The organism is Paenarthrobacter sp. TA1.8, from assembly GCF_048595705.1.
GTDB classification, from domain to species: Bacteria; Actinomycetota; Actinomycetes; order Actinomycetales; family Micrococcaceae; genus Arthrobacter; species Arthrobacter nitroguajacolicus.
Window position 1 is genome coordinate 2,140,401 of record NZ_CP184287.1, and the last position, 17,345, is coordinate 2,157,745.

Consider the following 17,345-nt stretch of genomic DNA (forward strand, 5'->3'; position numbering starts at 1 on the left):
CAAAGCCCAAGTTAGGACACATTTTGGCACTCACACCCGTTGATCGATGGATCTGGGACTTCTGGCACATCCAGCACGAGAACACCCACCACCTTTACTACCTACAGGCGCCCAAATCCCTCGATGACCCTGAACTGAGGCACCGGAATGCCACCGTCGGACATGCAACGTCCACCGATCTGAGCAACTGGACAGAACACGGTGCTGTCCTAAATCCCGGGCCCCCCGGGTCGGTTGACGCGACGGCGACCTGGACCGGCTCCATTGTCCGCGGTGACGACGGCACCTGGTTCATGTTCTATACCGGTTCCACGTTCCTCTCCGCGGACACAACCTCCAACATCGAAGTCATCACGATGGCGGTGTCAACGGACCTCCACACGTGGACCAAGGCCCCTTCCTTCGCGTTGCGCGCCGACCAGCGCTGGTACGAAACGCTCGGAGACTCTGATTGGCCCGAGGAGGCCTGGCGTGACCCGTGGGTGTACCGGGACGACGCAGGGCTATGGCACATGCTCATCACCGCGCGGGCCAACACCGGCCTCTCCATCGACCGCGGCGTTGTAGGCCACGCAACATCACCCGACCTCCTCACGTGGACCGTGCTGCCACCTCTCACCGAACCCCGCCACGGATTCGCACACCTCGAGGTCTTTCAGAAGTTGACCATCGATGGGCAGCCGATGATCCTTTTCTCCGCCCATGACCAGGTCATCTCCGGCGAACGGCGCTCGACGGGGGCAACCACCGGTACTTGGGCCGCACCATGGAACGATGAAATCGAGCTCGACCATGCAACCAACCTCAGCGGAGCAAGCCTCTACAGCGGACGCATAATCGACCACGATGGCAACCCCGTCCTCTTGGCTTTCGAACTCACCAACGGAACCCAGCCCTTCGTCGGCGGAATCTGTGACCCGATCCGCGTCAACGTCGATCACGGCCGGTTGACGCTACCCAACGAAGCAAGGATCCCGTAGAAAGCATGCCCACAACCACATCAGGCGTTTACTGGGACAGCCAGGGCCCATGTGACGGACCTCCCGTCCTTCTCCTCGAGGGATACACCGGCCAACTCATCGGCTGGCGTGAGGAGTTCTGCACCATGCTCACCGACAAGGGCCTGCGAGTATTGCGTATGGACAACCGCGATATCGGACTCTCCCGCCACGAGCCCGAAGGCACCACATACACAATCGCGGACATGGCCAACGACGTCAGGGAAGTTATCGACAGCGCCGACATCGATCAGGTGACTATCGTTGGACAATCAATGGGCGGCTTGATCGCCCAACATGTCGCTCTCAACCACCCGGAAGTGGTGGCGGGACTGGTGCTCTTCTACACCACCCCCACCCGCATGGACATCAACGAGAACGTCTTCGAGGGGGACATCCTCATTCCGAGGACCCGTGACGAAGCGATCGAGTTCTTTCTGGAGGGCAACCGGAATACGATGTCACCGGCCTATGGCTACGACGAATCCGCTCAACGCCAGCTCGCCGGTCAAATGTACGACCGGGCTCCAGACCAGTCCGGCATACCCCGCCAACGTGAAGCCATCAGGCAGATGCCTGACCTCACCGAACGGCTACCTGAAATCACAGTGCCCGCAGCACTGATTCACGGCAAGGATGACCTGCTGATATCACACCAAGGGACAATGCGCCTGTGGCACCAGCTGCCTCACGCCGAACTGCACCTGTATCCGGGCCTGGGGCATGAAATCGCCCGAGCACTTTGGTCCGATTTCGCTGAGATCATCACCCGAACCACGCGCCGCTCCCTGAACGCAACCACCCCACATTAGGGCCGGCGGGACAAGCGCCGATACACCAGCCGTTACCCAGCAAGAATTCAGCATGACTATGCAGTTTCAATCTAGGAGAGGGGAGTTTATTTAGCACTAACCCACTCCCGCACAGCTGTCCAACATCGTTGGCGCCTGTTCCTCGGGCCTCCCCGCCGGCTAGACGATATGTGCGGGGGGGTGTTGGCCTTCTGAGGCTTGATTGTCGCCCCGGGCGGTTCCGGAGCGCCAGCTTGGGATGCCCCTCGTTCGTTTGTGCTGCTTGGCGCTCCGGGCCCTTGCCCGGGCAGAGCAGGGCCTTTGTCAGAAGGGGCAGCACAAGGGAAGGTTCGTGGTGTGCGGTGGGCTGGAACCTTCTCTTCAAGATGGCGTGGGTTTTCCCCAGACTTAATCCATTGGGGCAGAGCCACATTTGAAGTTTGGAGGTTCCAGCTATGTTTGAGCGTACTCACGTGGGCTTGGATGTCCACGCCCTCACCGTTGTCGCGTGTGCCATTGACGGGGTCACCGGTGAGATTGTCCGGGCCCGGTTGACCCCGGACCACACCGAAATTCTGGCCTGGATCCAGGCGCTACCGGGACCGTCGAAAGTGGTCTACGAGGCCGGACCGACCGGCTTTCCGCTCGCACGGGCGTTGCGCGCGGCGGGCGTCGATTGTCTGGTCGCTGCCCCCTCCAAGCTCCAGCGCCCTGCCGGAGACCGGGTGAAAACGGACAGGAACGATGCCCTGCACCTGGCACGGTTGCTGAAGCTGGATCAGATCACTGAGGTCACCGTCCCGGACCCCTCGCAGGAAGCGGCCCGGGACCTGGTCCGTGCCCGCGAAGACATCCGCGGGGACCTGATGCGCGCCAGACACCGGGTCTCCAAACTGCTGCTGCGTCAAGGCATCCGCTACACCGGCGGCAGGACCTGGACCCACGAACACCTCGCCTGGCTCCACCGACAGCGTTTTGACTCACCGGCGCTGCAGCTGAGCTACAACCTGGCCCTGGAATCAGTCACCGAAGCCCTGGACCGGCGGGCCAGGGCCGATAAAGCCATCCGCGCGATCGCCTACGACAGTGAATACACCCCGGTAGTGCGCGCCCTGGAATGCCTCAGAGGCATCTCCACGTTGACCGCCCTTGGCCTGGCCGTGGAAATCGGCGACTGGACCCGCTTTACCGGGTCCACCATCGGCGCCTACCTGGGCCTGGTTCCCTCGGAGAACTCCTCCGGCCAACACCGCTCACAAGGGGCCATCACAAAGACCGGCAACACCCACGCGCGTAGGCTCCTGGTCGAAGCCGCTTGGCACCATCGCCGACCCTACAAACCCTCACCAACACTGCGGGCCTGCTGGGCAGAAGCCACCCCGGCAGCCAAAACCCGCGCCCAAGCCGGCAATCGGCGCCTCCACGAACGCTGGCTCAACTACCAAGAACGCCGCAAACGCCCGGTCATCGCCAACGTCGCCATTGCCAGGGAACTCGCCGGCTGGTGCTGGTCCCTGGCCAACGAAACCCAAATGACCACCAGTCAATACAACCCCCAAACGTCCGGAAACCACGGTCAGGACCCCCGGGAATCCCCGGCTGCGCGTGGAGCGAACTCGCGACCCAACTATGAGCAGCCCCCCCCAAAGGCCACGCCCGACCCTAGAGAAGCGATAACTCCAGCCGAACACCTCGCCCTGCGGTAACCAACCCGCGAATATTAGTCTGACCACGCCGTCGCCAAACACGCTGGAACACCCAGAGCCCAGACCCCCGGACAAAACAGGAAGCGGCCCCGGAACAATACAACCGGGACCGCTTCCGCCTGCCATTGACAGAACGAACTACATATTAGTTGTACTCCACGCAGGCTGCGCGCTAACAAGCTTCATGTCGAACCGCCGGGCGACGGCGCCGCCAGAGCGTGTCTGCGGCTGCAACCGATACAGGGCCGTGTTCCGAGAGCCCTGTCAGCCGTACCCTCACAGACCATGTCGACCCTCAGAACACATGGACGATTCCCAACCCGACGGCGTCTCGGAGAAATTCATGAAAATTCTTCACGGCATGATTCACGGTGTTCCCATCCCACCCGGACCCCGTTGGTGACGCCTGGAATGGCCCTTAGCATGGCAGCAGCCTTGGTGTCAGCACAGGTTTCTGTCGCCGAAGATTTACCGGCGACACCCGGCACAGCCTCGGTGCCGGGCACGACCATCATCGACGAGCGATGGCTCACTCAACGGACAATGGAGCTAACCGTCGCCTCACCGTCCTTCGCCGCGCCGGTCAAGATCGAGGTGATGTTGCCTAGTGGGTACGCAGCCACAACGGAGGGCCAAGAATGGCCCGTCACCTACTAAACGCATGGGACCAACGGTAGCCAGGCACGTTCCGTACCGCGTACAGGGGCGAAGACATGACAGCCTCCTACCCATCGATCGTTATTTCGCCCGCCGATCATTTCGGGTACTGGAGCGACTGGAGTACAACGGCGCCGACAGGCCGCCAATGTATGAGACCTTCGTCATCACGCAGCTGGTACCCCTCATTGACGCGAACTTCCGTACGAAGGATGACCGCGCGCACCGGGCCATTCCTGGCGACTAGATGGGCAGGTACGGAGCCGTTATGCTCGCCGGCCGCCACCCGGACCTCTTTGTTGCCGGAACCAGCCTGTCGGGGGCCGTCGACACCATTTGGGCTCCAGGTTCCGTCGTTTCATCCGCCAGCCCGGCAATAGATTCGGCACTTCCCGACGCCATATATGGGCCACGCGTCACCGACGAGGTGATCTGGCCCGGACACAACCCACAGACCTCGCTGGGAATCTGGGCCGTCTTGACCTGCAGGTTATACGGGCAACCGTGTCCCTGGAGTCCGAGAACTGGGAAATCCATTAACGCCCTACGGCTGCCCCGTCGAGAGTGGGGTTGTCTTCCCGGAAACACAAACCTTAACAAAACCCTCATCAAACTGGGTGTCCAGCACAAGTACAGCGCCTACAGTTGGGGCTGTCACACCCCTGAGATGTTCCAACAACAGATTACTGACACTCTGCCCCGCTTCGCGGATGCCTTCTCCCGGAACGTGCCTCCACCCGCAAAACTTTGACTACAGGTCCATCGAACCGACGTTCAACATGTTCGGCTGGTCTGCGACAGCCGACCCCAACCGAGCCACGGAATTCCTCGACCTGCGCGATGCCTGCAGTGCCGGGTTCACCGTCACCGGCAGTGGTTTGACCCGGATCGCAACGCCACCAATGTTCACCGGCAACAGGCCGGTGAGATTGTCGTGATCAACGGTGCGGCTACGACACTCAGAGCCGACGACGGCCTCAGCATCCCTGCCGATCTCGGTCAGCCCGCACAGGACCAGCAGTTCTCCATCGGTGCTCGCACCTCCCGCCGGACCAGCGTGGTCAGCATTCCTCGTCGGTACCGCGCTGGACAACCCGCGGGCTGGGGAAGGCCCTGTTAATGGACAATGCTCTCCCCAGCCCGGTTCTCAGGAGACGCCCCAATTGTTCTTGTAGGCGGTCCGGAAGTCGATATTCGTTGTCCAGTCCTTGCCCTCCGGTGCCAAACCATGGTCAGCGTCAACGACGGCGAGTCCCGGACCACCGATCGGCGAGTTTTCTGCACCGGCGAAGTACCGGTTTATCATATCGACAGCAGCCCACGCCGCGTAGTTCTCGTCATACACGAATCCAGCGTCCAAGCCCTTATCGTCTCGGATCAGGTCCATTGTCGGTGCGAAGTTAGTGCCAGCCACCACGAGCAGCGAGTCGTTGCGTGCTGCCTCCATCACCGCGGCTGAGCCGCCGGCCGTAGCCAAGTCATCATAGGAGAGGGCTAGACCGTTAGCGTCGGGGTTGCGCAGCAGCGCGGTGGCAATTTTTTCCTGCAGCGGGGGACCGAAGTCGGCGGTCTGCACCTCTACGGTGGTGACCTCACACTTCGGGCACAGCTCCTTCATTTTCGCATTGAAGCCGACAGAAACAGCCTTGGTCACAACCAGTTCGGGCACACTGACCTCAATGATATTGGCTTCGTCACCACGCTTCGCGAGCAGCCAGATCGCCTGAGCTTCACCCAAGCCCTGGCCCCAATCGGAGAAGTCGCCCTCCGCGAACGGCAGGGTTCGTTCGAAGTAGGACTCTGACTTGGGGTCCACATCACTGCAGTCTGCCGACTCATGGGAGAACACAGGGATGCTGGCCTTCTTAGCCTCATCCAGCGCGGTCTGCACCAACGGGCAGTCGATCGAGTAGAGCCAGATTGCATCGACATCCTGCACGATTGCCTGACGGATACCTTCTTGGTATTCCGACGGGTTGTATTGACCGTCGTATATTGAGAGACCCCAGCCAAGGACCTTCGTTGCCTCTTGGGCTGCTTCAGCTACCTTGGTGCCGGTCGGCGTCTGCACGCCAGCGATCACGAGCGCGACGTCATAGCCCTTCTGGCCCTTTGGACCGTCGCTGGCAGGCTCCTGGTATGTACCGCTGCCGTAGAGAGCCTCGAGCTGCTCCCCGGCGCGCTGGGCGGCGACGCCGCCCCCAGTGGTCTTGTCTGCGGAGTTGGCATCCGATGACACGCCTGTGCCGCAACTGGCAAGAGCAGTCACCACAGCCAACGCGGCAACAGCGCCGGCCAAGGGCTTCCGGCGAGAGAGTTTCGAATGCATGTTCATTTCTCCTTTGATAACGCACGCCATTTTGAAGGGTTCAAGGCCAGGGGCCGTGACCCGCCAGCACATGGCGTGCGACCTATAGACACATGGTGCAATCTCGGAAACAGTGAGTCCAATACATAGTTGACATAACACCGATCGCTGATACAGATTGATTGGGGGCACCAAAGAACACCGTCGTGTGGCTCTGCTTTGTTAAGGAGGTTCTATTCGGGTCATTGATCCAAACCTGGGGGTGGGGCGATACAAGATCGGGGGGCATTGACGCTGCTGGATCGATAGGGGTGTTTGGCTGGGGGGCAGCTAAGCTCTGTGAGCGTTCATTGAGACGCCGCTGGCGACGACATAGTGCGAAAAACGGGTGCGAAAGCCGATCCCCATTGCGGGCGATGACTGTTGTACCAGTCCACCATTCAACTGACGAAAGCCCTCACCTCACCCGGGAAAACGAACCGCTTAGGGCTGCCGGTATGTCAGGACCGTGCACCGGGTTAAGCGTGGAGACCGAACCAAGTAGATCCTGCTTATCGAGCAGCTTTGCATCGACCGGCAGAAGGAGCCAAAAACCTCGGCCCGTAACGCGACTCTAGGCTTGTTCGACGGCACGTGATGTGGGTCGTCGAGGGCACGTTTGAGGTTGATCGTAGTGCGGGACGGCCCTAGTGGGGCCATTGCCTGCCGCCTCGGAACGGTAACGTACAGCCCAGAACCCGCTAGAGTCATTTTTTGGACTTCGGCTAGTCCGGAGGTCCTTTATGGCGCTCTCGAAGAACGCCTGGTGCTTCGCGTCCTATTCCGATATCGGATTCAACATGGGGACGGCCGATCATGCCGCTGATCTCCACACTGACGATGAGAGGAACAGCGCCCTTGGAACACGTGATGGGCCCTAGAGATCGACGTTCTCAGTGACGAGAGCAAGGAATGCCTGAGATGCAGGACTCGGATTGAAATTGCTCCAGGTCAGATACTCGACACGAGACGGTCCGTCGCTGATCGGAAGGCTTATCAGCGCGGAGTTCCGTGAGTTCTGTGGCGCGAACTTTGACGGTAGAAGTGCGATGGCCAAGTTCTGCCGGATCAGATCTATTGTGAGTCCAATTGCCGTCGACTCAAAAGCTACTTCACGCTGGATGCCCGCTGCGGCAAACGCCTGATCGCTCTCAGCGCGAGCCGGAGTGCCTGCAGGAAAGTCCGCAAACGTTTCCTGGGCGAGATCGCTCAGAGTGATCTCGCGAAAGTGCGTCAAAGCGTGATCACGACTTACCACGGCCACAAGGCGGTCAGACCCTAATTGGCGCCATGCAACACCGTGCGGGTCGCGATTTTCGGGAAGACCGAGGAGCGCAATGTCCATATCCCCGCGGATGATCGACGCCTCGAGTTCCTCGCTGCCTGCCATCTGCAGCGCGATTGGTACCTGAGGGTGCGCACGATGAAACGTCTTTAAGGCCGCAGGTATATCGATGGCGGTCACGGTCGGAATTACTCCCACCCTCAGACGCCCCCTAGTGTGACCCGCAGCCGCCGCAGCGTCGACCACGGCGCGCTCCGCTGCAAGGAGGCACGCACGCGCGGCGGAAATGAACGCTGTGCCCGCCGCCGTTAGCTCCACCCGCCTGCTCGTGCGGCTGAACAGGGCGACGCTAAGCTCTTTTTCCATCGCTTTAATCCGATGACTTAAAGCGGACTGTGCCACAAAGCACTTGGCGGCCGCCCTCGTGAAGTTGGCCTCCTCAGCGACAGCCACGACATAACGCATCCCTTGCAAATCCATCCATTGATCGTGGCATGAGATAGGTGCAATGACAAACATGTGTTGGACTCATCGTCGCTGGGCTTCCAGAATGGGATAACCACAACGCGCCCACTCCCTCCGCCGACACAGCCCCGGGACACCGTTGGTGATCGACCGGAACAAGGATGATCATGCATCTTCATGTGGCAGGTAGCTATTTCTCGGCGCCGGCGCCTCAGTGGAGTTGCACTTGACGATGTTGGGCGACGACGTTCGGGAACCAACGGTGTCGGTCTGGCCGGAGGTCCCGGCACAAATCCGCGAGACCGATCGGAATGATTGACCATGATCTTTGGCATTAGTGAGCTGATTCTCAGTACCGACCGGGAGCGGCCATGACAGGTCAGATCAACCTCGGCCTTGGAGACGCTTTGACAAGTCCGACCGTGGCGCTGGGCGCTAAGACCATCAGCAAAACTTACGGCGGAACACGCGCTTTGAACGAGGTGTCCATTGGGGTTTCAACTGGTGCGATCCACGCCTTGATGGGCGGGAATGGATCCGGAAAGTCCACGTTCATCAAGGTCATGGCCGGCATCGTGACGGCTGATCAAGGACACTTGGCATTCGGCCGTGAATGGTCCGACGCGCGTTCGCACACGCCAGCTCGAGCGAAGGCAGCAGGGCTGCACTTCGTGCACCAGCAGAACTCCATCTTTCCTGACCTGACGGTTGCCGAGAACTTAGCGCTGAGTCGTGGGTTCGAGTTGACTGCGATGAAGTCCATATCTTGGAGAGCCCAAATGGCGCGGGCCCGCGATGTGCTCCAACGGTTCGAGATCAACGTCGCTCCGGAGACGCCGATGGACCGACTGTCGGCAGCAACGCAGATGATGGTGGCGATAGCTCGAGCATTGCAGGACCAGGACGACACGGCTGAGCGAGGGGTGCTCGTACTTGACGAACCGACGGCGAGTCTGCCTAAGCATGAGGTCGATCTGCTGCTCGATGCGCTTCGTCGGTATGCCGCGGACGGGCAGACGATCATCTACGTGTCCCATCGGCTAGACGAAGTCACTGCGATCGCCGATGAGGCGACTGTGCTCCGCAATGGCCGGGTAGCGGCTCGCCTGTTCGGAGCTGAAATCACCCATGACGCCTTGGTATCGGGGATTACTGGTGTTGTTGTCGGGAGTTTGTCCCCCACCACGGCTCCACCGAAGGCACCAGAGGTGTCGACGCATGGGCAACCTGGGGAAGTGCCGTGCCTTAGCGAGCCAGTGTTGACGCTCCGGCGGAGTGCCATAGCCTATGGGGAGGTCTCAGATGCGCTTGTGCTTCGAAAAGGCGAGATCGTCGCCGTCGCCGGTCTGTTGGGCTCCGGTCGCTCCCGACTCCTCAAGCAGATTTTCGGTGTCGTGCCGCGCAAGGATCTGCAGGTGGTCATCGGAAGTCAACCTCTGGCACCTTCCAAAATACGAGACGCGATGAAATGCGGCATCGGGTTAGTCCCTGAAGACCGGCTGCATGAAGCGGCCTTTCCGGATTTGAGTATCGCAGACAACCTCTCGATCAGCTGCTTGAGCGGGCTCTCGCGCTTCGGCTGGATTAGCCCGTCCCGTGAGCGGCAAGCTGCGAACAAGCAGATCGAGGAGTTCGCGGTCGTTGCCCCCAACAGTTCGACACCGTTGATTGCGCTTTCAGGTGGCAATCAACAAAAGGTGATGCTCGCCAGATGGATGCAACGTCGCCCGAAGGTTCTATTGCTCGATGAACCGACCCAGGGTGTGGATATCGGTGCTCGAAATGAAATACACGACTTGGTGCGCGCTGCGGCTGCGGCCGGAACCGCCGTGCTTGTGATCTCCTCTGACTTCGATGAGCTCGCTGCATTGGCGCACCGCGCTGTCGTGGTCAGTGACGGCAGCGTCGTTTCGGCCGTGGATGGTCCCTTGACCGAGGAGAACCTCACCAAAAGCGTTTACGCACAGGAGAAAGCACTATGAACAACACGTCGCAAACGACCGAACCGAGTAATGCCTCTGGCACCGCGAGCGTGGCACCAGGGACGGAAATGCAGATGCACGAGCGCAAAGCGAATCGGCGGGCTATGGGAAATGGTCGCCTGAATCGCTTCCTTGAGTCTTACATACTGGTGGTTCTCTTGGTGGCGATTACACTGTTCTTTTGGTTCTGGCCTGAGACGTCCTCGACTTTCGCAACGGTGGCGAACCTGCAAATTCTTCTGTCCAGCCAAGTCGTGATCGGTGTGATCTCGCTGGGAGTGCTGCTTCCCTTGATGACTAAGGAATTCGACCTCTCGGTTGGCAGTATCGCCGCACTTTCCGGGGTCATGGTGGCGCAGTTTGCCACAGACACGGGCAGTTCGCTGGGCGCACTCGGGCTGGCATTGCTCATCGGACTCGTTGTCGGAGGCCTAAACGCGGTGATCGTCACCCGACTGCATGTCAATGGCGTCATCGCTACGTTGGGCATGGGTACAATCCTCACGGGTGTCATCCTCCAGCAAACAGGTGGTAGGGCCGTCTCGGCCAACATCCCGGACTTTATGTCGGCATTCGGAACCGCCGAGATCGGAGGTGTGCCGATCATATTCTTTGCGCTGCTGGCCATCGCTGCGTCAACCTACTTCATGTTGGACCACACCTCGCTTGGACGCCAGATATCCGCTGTCGGCTCCAACATCGAAGCTGCCAAGTTGGTGGGTCTGCGCACTGACGGGCTGCGTGCGACAGCTTTCATTGTTGGAGGTGTGCTCTGCGCGGTGGGTGGGTTCCTTTACGTCTCCCGTGCCGGTGGCGCGTCACCCAACGTGGGAGCGTCCTTTCTGCTTCCCGCCTTTGCTGCTGCCTTCCTCAGTGCCGCCTCGGTGAAGCCTGGTCGGTTCAACGTGTGGGGCCTTATCATTGCCGTCTACTTCCTCGCCGTGCTGAACAACGGATTGAGCTTGGCTGGAGCTACCCCGTACGTGAACGATTGGGTCAATGGCGCAGCGCTCATTTTGGGAGTTGCCCTCGCTGCTCTGCTTTACCGTCGACGGACTACCTGAGGACTCCCGAGACCGCCTTTCCGTCGAGCTGCCGGTCGCAGCCCGATTCCACTCACTTCCTGATTGGAAAGAGCGGACTGCGTGGATGCTTATGGTGCTGCTGCTTTGGGTTGTCGGATACCGGCATGGCTTTCACCAAAAATAGGTGCTTCGAGCTCGTCGGTGGAGTTGCCGCGGGCCCAATCGAACTGCTGAAAGCTGCCGCCAAGATGTCTCCGCACCTGGTGCCCCGCTGATATATAGGTGCGGTTGTCAAGAGGTAGAGGTGAAGCGGCTCGGGGGTTTGTGGTTCCGAGGGCCGCTCACCGTGTCGCCGGCCGGGTCGTGGTGTGGGTGTTGGCGTGTCTTTTTCGACTGCAGTATCAGGCTCATATTCGCGGGTTGGTACCGCATGACGATGTCTTCGGCTGGAGCGCGGGAGGCCAGTGACCAGCACCAGCCGAAAGCTCGCGGGCGATCGCGGTGTTGGCTTTCACTGACATTTTGTGCCGGTCATCGAGGTGTTCCCCACTTGAGGTGGAGCCTGTGGTTTCCTTCCAGGGCACGGATGCGGGTTGCCGGGGAGCCAGAGCGTGTCGGCGCAGCAGCCGGACCCCCGGGGCGGGCGTAGGGGCGGCGGTGCACCCAGGCCGCTTCGATGGGGCATCCTGACAAAGTCGGAAGTCGACGCACTGCTCACCGCCGCCGACGCAGTACACCCCGACGCGGTGCCGATCTCGAACTCGATTGCGGGCCGAGGCGTCGCGGGCGTGTTTGCCGCACGCACCCGGTCCGGCCTGGAGGTCGACGCGATGGGCGTCTGCCGGGATGCAGAAGGCATCGTCGCCCACCAATCGGTCTACGGCGGCGCCTATACGTCGACTCCGCGTTGACCTGGGAGTGCGTCGGTGATCACGGTGCGATAGGACTCAATCGACGCGCAAGCCCAATTGTGCGTGTCCGACGTCGAGACACTGCCGGTGGCCGCATCGGGCAACTTCGCGGCATCCATCGTGTTCTTCCTAGTCCTGCGGCAACGGCTTGTCGAAAACCCGCTCGCCGGTTGCGTTCAACGCAGCAGCACAATGCTCGGACTTACCGTCATCAAGCGCGCAGAAGGTCTCGTATATTTCGTCCATCCTGCGCTTCTTTGCACCGCTTCTGGCCGCAGCCACGACACCCGATACTGGCACCCACGTTACAAAGAGATCTGGCCCCTCCGAAGGAGCCAGCCGGGTCCTTATCAGCAATCAGCGCGTGTCTCCGAACCTAGCGACACCCCCGGTCATTAGTGGCAGGGCAAGAAAGTCATACCAGGTCCAGCGACCAACCCCCGGTCCTCGGGGACGGAATAATTGTGAAGAGCGATAGATGTGGGCGTTCCCTGGTCGCCGCAGGCCGCACTCAGCGGGGTTGCTCGCCTAGCCACGCGCAATACTTGGACACATGCTTGGGCGAGCGACTATAGCCATCGGCCTTGCGCTAGGTCCGACCAAAAATCGATTTGAATTGGTGGTCTGGAATCGGGCTGACCAAGAAACTCGGCCGCAAAGTAGGCGGCAATATTCCTGCCGTAGTAGATCACTTCGGTTTGGTAAACCGAAAACACGGAAGTTTCCTCAGACGCTGGCGCTGCCAGCACATAACGGTGCGCGTAAAGGGGAATCAGCGTGGGCACTGATTGCATGCTTTCCCGTCCAACACGCAAAGCAGTAGCCATGTCGTTGGGCCTAGGTCCCCAAATTGTTAGGCCAAAAAGCATTGTGTTCCACGTCGTACAAGACGCCATCCAGAGGCCAGCTTAGCCGCTCGCGGATCCCATTAGGATCGCCCCTCCAATCAACCCATCCGGGACCCATCGGCGTCACCAAACTCAGTAGCTGCGCATGGTCGGGGCTGAACTCGATACCAAACTCATGTTCGACATTGGCGAGCTCGGTAGTGGATAGGCCTGGACCCAGTGGCATTCGTACTGCGTTCAGGACATCAATGGCTGTTGCAACGACGGAATCCATGCCTGAATCATGTCATCCGATGGCCGCGCTATCTACAAGGCTTACGGTGGAAACGCGGAAATTCGTTGAATGGCAGAGTTCTTGCAACTACTCCCAGTTTCGTACGTGGAGCGCCGATCAAGATGTTCAGTCAGTGAGGGGAGTGGCCAGCCGAGTCATTCGTGACGCGCCTGCCTAACGATATGGGGATACGTACGATGGGCGGACATTGACGAGTTCTGTATCTGAATGGATATGCGCCGGTGCACCAGATGATGAAATGAAGGCTGCCAGTCTGCAATTCGTCAAGCCTGTGACGAATGTGGGAGTCAGCGATGCGATGCAACTCTGGGAACTACTAGGCAAGCCATGGAGCCAGGTCATCAGACTCGGAGGCACCAACGCGTGAGATTATCTCGAGGTGTAAGGAACAGAATTCTCGCAGCAGCTTCTACTACGGTACTTTGACGCCGTTATCGGACGTTTCGTCAAGCAAGCCACCAACGACCCGGTAGGGATGCGCGGGCCTATCCACGTCTACCTCGCGCTGGTCAGCCTCATTTACGGCATGTCGAGGCGGGTTTTGTAGGCGGTGTCTTTGTTGGTGTTCCACCCGGCGATGATGCCGGCTCCGAGCATTTGGTCGCTGAGTCTGGCGAAGCGGTAGGCAGGGTCGGGACTGCCCCCGGTTTTGTTGACTCCTTGACCTAGCGAGCTTGTGCTCGTGGAAGGATGTTGACCATGCCCACGGCTTATGGGGCGGAGTTCCGCCAGGATGTTATTGATGTGGCCCGTAAGGGCGAAGCGCCGCTGGCGCAGATTGCCAAGGATTTCGGACTGTCGGTCACGACGCTGAAGCGTTGGATTGCCATAGCTGAGCGTAAGGATTCCGGAGCCGGCCCGGCAGGCGATGATTCTGCCGAGATGCGGGAGCTGAAGAAGCGCAACCGCCTGCTGGAGCAGGAGAACGAGATTCTGCGCCGCGCTGCTGCCTATTTGGCCAGGGACATCAACCCAAAATGATCTACCCGCTGGTCACGGATCTTGCCGCCGACGGTGTTCCCGTAGCGGTGACCTGCAGGGTGTTGGGATTCAGCAAGCAAGGCTATTACCGGTGGAGGGCCAGCCCGGTAACGGAACGGGACTGGGTAGATGCGCACTTGGTCAACGCTGCCTTGGATATCCATACCGACGACCCGGCATTCGGTTACCGTTTTATCGCCGACGAACTTCCGGAGAAGGGCATCACAGCGGGTGAGAACAGGGTCCAGCGCTTGTGCAGGGACCACGGTATCTGGTCGGTGTTCTCGAAGAAGCGTGGCCTGAACCGCAGACCCGGGCCGCCGGTTCATGACGACCTGGTGGAGAGGGACTTCACCGCTGCGGCTCCGAACGAGCTGTGGCTGACGGACATCACCGAACATCCCACGGCCGAGGGCAAGCTCTATCTCTGTGCTGTGAAGGACGTCTATTCCGGGAGGATCGTTGGGTATTCGATGGACTCGCGGATGAAGTCCTCGCTGGCCGTGGCAGCATTGGAGAATGCGGTGCGGGCACGCAAACCTGCAGGGACAGTGGTGCATTCGGATCGGGGGTCCCAGTTTCGGTCTCGCCGGTTTGTCGAATCACTCCGGCGCCACGGGCTGACAGGGTCGATGGGCAGGGTCGGTGCCTGTGCGGATAATGCCGCGATGGAATCGTTCTTCTCGCTGCTGCAAAAGAACGTCCTGGACCGTCAGCGGTGGCTCACCAGGCAGGACCTCCGGCTGGCGATCACGACATGGATCGAGAGAACCTACCACCGCCGGCGTCGGCAAAGACGGCTGGGAAAACTGACGCCCATCGAATATGAAACAATCAACCGGACCGCGCTCATAGCGGCCTAAGACCCCGAGTCAACAAAAGCCGGGGCAGTCCCGTCGGTGTCGAGGGCGAGCTGCATGAACTGGTGTGCTTTTGAGCCTCTGCCTTGCCACCAGTTGTTGTAGCCGATGGTGGTGAGGATGGGTGCTGCGTGTTGTGGGCTTGTTCGGGTGTAGGCGTGGAGGAGTAGTTGTTGGGCCCATTCGATCCTCGACCACTGAGGAGGTGTCTGGGTTTGGGCGAAAAGGATGTGGTGGGCTGGTTCGTTGATGCCGGGGATGTCGGCCATGAGCTGATCACGGATGTGCGGGAACTGGAAGTAGGAGATCAGCGCTGTGGTGTCGTCGTCGTTCGGGTATTCACCTGTGTTCAGCATTGCGGTCCAGAGGTCATGGGCCTTTTGGACGGCTGCTGCTGGCGGTTGACTCAGGATTGTTTGCTGGTGGTCTTCGACGGCGGTCGCGTGCTCTGCTTTGTCAGTCGCCTGCGGGAGGATCACCTGGTTAGAAGGTGCGATGGTGCTGCCGCGGTAGATAAATTCGGCGTTGACTTGGCTGAACTGGGTTTTGCCGACGGGGAAGGTAAGTGTTTGGCCGATTTCTTCGTCGAAGGGGGAGTAGGTGGTCTCTCCGACGAAGATGCCGTCGCGGATTGTGATGCCGTCGCCGGCGAGAGTGCCGGTGAGGGCTGCGATGGTCGCGGCGTGGGGTTTCGATTGCCCGGGTTCGGGCTGGGCTGATGTGTAGAGGGCGAAGACGATGCTGTTAGCGTTCGTGTCGCTGGTGAGGTAGCTGGTGACGGTTCGGGCGTACAGGAGTTCCTGCCCTGGCTGCTGGGGGAGGTCGATGCGCAGTGTGGCGCCGACGTTGTTCTGGTTGAGGGTGATGCAGACAAGGCTTTCTTTGGGCCAGAAGCCCAGCGTGTGCCCGATGAAGCTGAGCAGATCGGCGGGGTCCTTTATCGTGAGCGCATTCATCGTCCTGTTCCCATATCTTGCTCGTTGTAACTGTGGTCGTTGAGTCCGATCGCTGCTCTGATGGGGATCGAAACACTCGGCTGAAGGGTTGGTGTCCGACTCTGGAGCGAACACCCAACTCTCCGCAGGGTCCCCGCACATGCCGTGGTTTGTTGTTAGGTGAACGGCGAGGATTTTGATACCGGAATGACAAGCAGCGATTTTGCTTCTGGTCTTTCATGGACGGGTCATGCCGTCGCACCATGACTCAGATGTAACCGGTTTGCACCGCTTAAACCGGCGGACCAAGATTTGCGCGGACTTGTTCAGTCCGGTTGTTCGATCAGCGTGAGCTGCGTACCGTCGGGGTATAAGAAGTATCCGGCTCGGAGGCACCATGTCTGCATACGGGCTGGGTGCAGACATGCTGCCTCCGGCCATCCTGACCGACACACCGAATTGGATGATGGCGTCGTAGTGTTCGATGACATCAGCGACGGGCAAACAACACATGAAGCTGCTGGATAGAACGCTTCAGTCGCATCGGAACCCTGTAATGGGAGATTGAGGGACGGCGTCATCGCGTGCCGGGGTCGAGGCCATTGACCAAAGGTGGCATATCGCAGACGCCGCGAATGGGCCGGTCCCCTGTACAGGATAAGTCGCTGCCGGAGGACAGCATCTCCACGAATGCTGAATGTTCGGCGGACCTGAGCACCCTCTGCTGTCCTGGCTGACCGACTTGGATCTACGCGACAGAAGTCATAAGCGCCGTTATCGGCACTATGCATGTAGGCAGCTGCCATCACGGGCCGGCAGCCTCCTCAAGTAGTGTGGCTTGCCAGCCTTGTTGGCGAATTTCCAAACGATCTGGCGTATTTTTGTCAGCTAGCTGGCGAGTTGTTCCGGTCTGACATAGTCGGACGCGTGCTTGTCATCTTTTCGGCGTCCGTCGAATTGGGCGTGATGGCCACGGCCAAACTGCTGCCTCGGACGACTTCTGGCCAGGGCATGCTCCAGTGGCGTTTACGTGGGTCCGTCGTGAGCCAGGATGCGAGCCAAACGTTGCTTGAGCTCCCGATCATTGACGTGGCGAACCTGTGCGTCTGGGCAGTCAGTGGCAGAACCGCCCGAATCAGCACCGAGCGCCACCAAGACCCTGACTGACTCCTAAATCTGGTTCTCGCCAAGAATCCCGTCAACGGATCTCACCCACCAAGCGCGGCCCACGTCCGGCATGACAGCAAACTATCCGTGTC

Annotated in this window: 14 protein-coding genes; 8 read left to right on the forward strand and 6 right to left on the reverse strand. The window is 59.9% G+C overall.

The features are described from left to right. Nucleotides 1-23 precede the first annotated feature (23 nt). The 4 genes from ACNAOT_RS09920 (at nucleotide 24) to ACNAOT_RS09935 (ending at nucleotide 4,152) form a co-directional block, all read left to right on the forward strand. Nucleotides 24-980 (forward strand): glycosyl hydrolase family 32, encoded by a 957-nt coding sequence (locus ACNAOT_RS09920; RefSeq protein WP_420180892.1) that lies wholly within the window; start codon nucleotides 24-26, stop codon nucleotides 978-980. 5 nt (nucleotides 981-985) lie between these two features. Next, nucleotides 986-1,810 carry an alpha/beta fold hydrolase gene (locus ACNAOT_RS09925; RefSeq protein WP_420180893.1) on the forward strand — a complete coding sequence of 275 codons (825 nt, stop codon included), beginning with the start codon at nucleotides 986-988 and terminating at the stop codon, nucleotides 1,808-1,810. Between the two features lie 434 nt (nucleotides 1,811-2,244). Continuing rightward, nucleotides 2,245-3,495, forward strand: a complete 1,251-nt coding sequence (locus ACNAOT_RS09930; protein WP_420180894.1) for an IS110 family transposase — start codon at nucleotides 2,245-2,247, stop codon at nucleotides 3,493-3,495. A 411-nt stretch (nucleotides 3,496-3,906) separates the two neighbouring features. Next, nucleotides 3,907-4,152 carry a hypothetical protein gene (locus tag ACNAOT_RS09935; protein WP_420180895.1) on the forward strand — a complete coding sequence of 82 codons (246 nt, stop codon included), beginning with the start codon at nucleotides 3,907-3,909 and terminating at the stop codon, nucleotides 4,150-4,152. Nucleotides 4,153-4,903: 751 nt separating this feature from the next. Here the strand turns inward: ACNAOT_RS09935 and ACNAOT_RS09940 are convergent. The 3 genes from ACNAOT_RS09940 to ACNAOT_RS09950 all read right to left on the reverse strand — a co-directional run bounded on the left by ACNAOT_RS09940 (nucleotide 4,904) and on the right by ACNAOT_RS09950 (nucleotide 8,303). After that, on the reverse strand, nucleotides 4,904-5,245 hold the full coding sequence (locus ACNAOT_RS09940; protein ID WP_420180896.1) for a hypothetical protein: 342 nt from the start codon (nucleotides 5,243-5,245) through the stop codon (nucleotides 4,904-4,906). A 54-nt stretch (nucleotides 5,246-5,299) separates the two neighbouring features. Then, nucleotides 5,300-6,481, reverse strand: coding sequence for a sugar ABC transporter substrate-binding protein (locus tag ACNAOT_RS09945; protein ID WP_420180897.1), 1,182 nt, complete (start codon nucleotides 6,479-6,481; stop codon nucleotides 5,300-5,302). An 895-nt stretch (nucleotides 6,482-7,376) separates the two neighbouring features. Further along, nucleotides 7,377-8,303: a LysR family transcriptional regulator gene (locus ACNAOT_RS09950; RefSeq protein WP_420180898.1), complete on the reverse strand. Its 927-nt coding sequence runs from the start codon at nucleotides 8,301-8,303 to the stop codon at nucleotides 7,377-7,379. Nucleotides 8,304-8,620: 317 nt separating this feature from the next. Between ACNAOT_RS09950 and ACNAOT_RS09955 the strand changes: the two genes are divergently transcribed. The 3 genes from ACNAOT_RS09955 (at nucleotide 8,621) to ACNAOT_RS09965 (ending at nucleotide 12,167) form a co-directional block, all read left to right on the forward strand. Next, complete coding sequence (locus ACNAOT_RS09955) at nucleotides 8,621-10,231, forward strand: sugar ABC transporter ATP-binding protein (RefSeq protein ID WP_420180899.1); 1,611 nt, start codon at nucleotides 8,621-8,623, stop codon at nucleotides 10,229-10,231. A gap of 161 nt (nucleotides 10,232-10,392) precedes the next feature. Further along, nucleotides 10,393-11,295, forward strand: a complete 903-nt coding sequence (locus ACNAOT_RS09960) for an ABC transporter permease (RefSeq protein WP_420180900.1) — start codon at nucleotides 10,393-10,395, stop codon at nucleotides 11,293-11,295. 572 nt (nucleotides 11,296-11,867) lie between these two features. Next, nucleotides 11,868-12,167, forward strand: coding sequence for a hypothetical protein (locus tag ACNAOT_RS09965; protein ID WP_420180901.1), 300 nt, complete (start codon nucleotides 11,868-11,870; stop codon nucleotides 12,165-12,167). Nucleotides 12,168-12,736: 569 nt separating this feature from the next. Here ACNAOT_RS09965 and ACNAOT_RS09970 read toward each other — a convergent pair. Together ACNAOT_RS09970 and ACNAOT_RS09975 are read right to left on the reverse strand one after the other, a co-directional pair. Continuing rightward, nucleotides 12,737-12,994, reverse strand: coding sequence for a hypothetical protein (locus ACNAOT_RS09970; RefSeq protein WP_420180902.1), 258 nt, complete (start codon nucleotides 12,992-12,994; stop codon nucleotides 12,737-12,739). A 10-nt stretch (nucleotides 12,995-13,004) separates the two neighbouring features. Continuing rightward, nucleotides 13,005-13,289 carry a hypothetical protein gene (locus ACNAOT_RS09975; RefSeq protein ID WP_420180903.1) on the reverse strand — a complete coding sequence of 95 codons (285 nt, stop codon included), beginning with the start codon at nucleotides 13,287-13,289 and terminating at the stop codon, nucleotides 13,005-13,007. 720 nt (nucleotides 13,290-14,009) lie between these two features. Between ACNAOT_RS09975 and ACNAOT_RS09980 the strand changes: the two genes are divergently transcribed. Beyond that, nucleotides 14,010-15,154 (forward strand): IS3 family transposase gene (locus ACNAOT_RS09980; protein WP_420180849.1). Its coding sequence is split into 2 segments (ribosomal slippage): nucleotides 14,010-14,286 and nucleotides 14,286-15,154, totalling 1,146 coding nucleotides; the frame shifts between segments, so codons are not numbered across the junction. On the opposite strand, the gene ACNAOT_RS09985 is transcribed toward ACNAOT_RS09980, so the two are convergent. After that, nucleotides 15,151-16,107, reverse strand: a complete 957-nt coding sequence (locus ACNAOT_RS09985) for a DUF4192 family protein (protein WP_420180904.1) — start codon at nucleotides 16,105-16,107, stop codon at nucleotides 15,151-15,153. The genes ACNAOT_RS09980 and ACNAOT_RS09985 overlap by 4 nt on opposite strands. Between the last annotated feature and the right edge of the window lie 1,238 nt (nucleotides 16,108-17,345).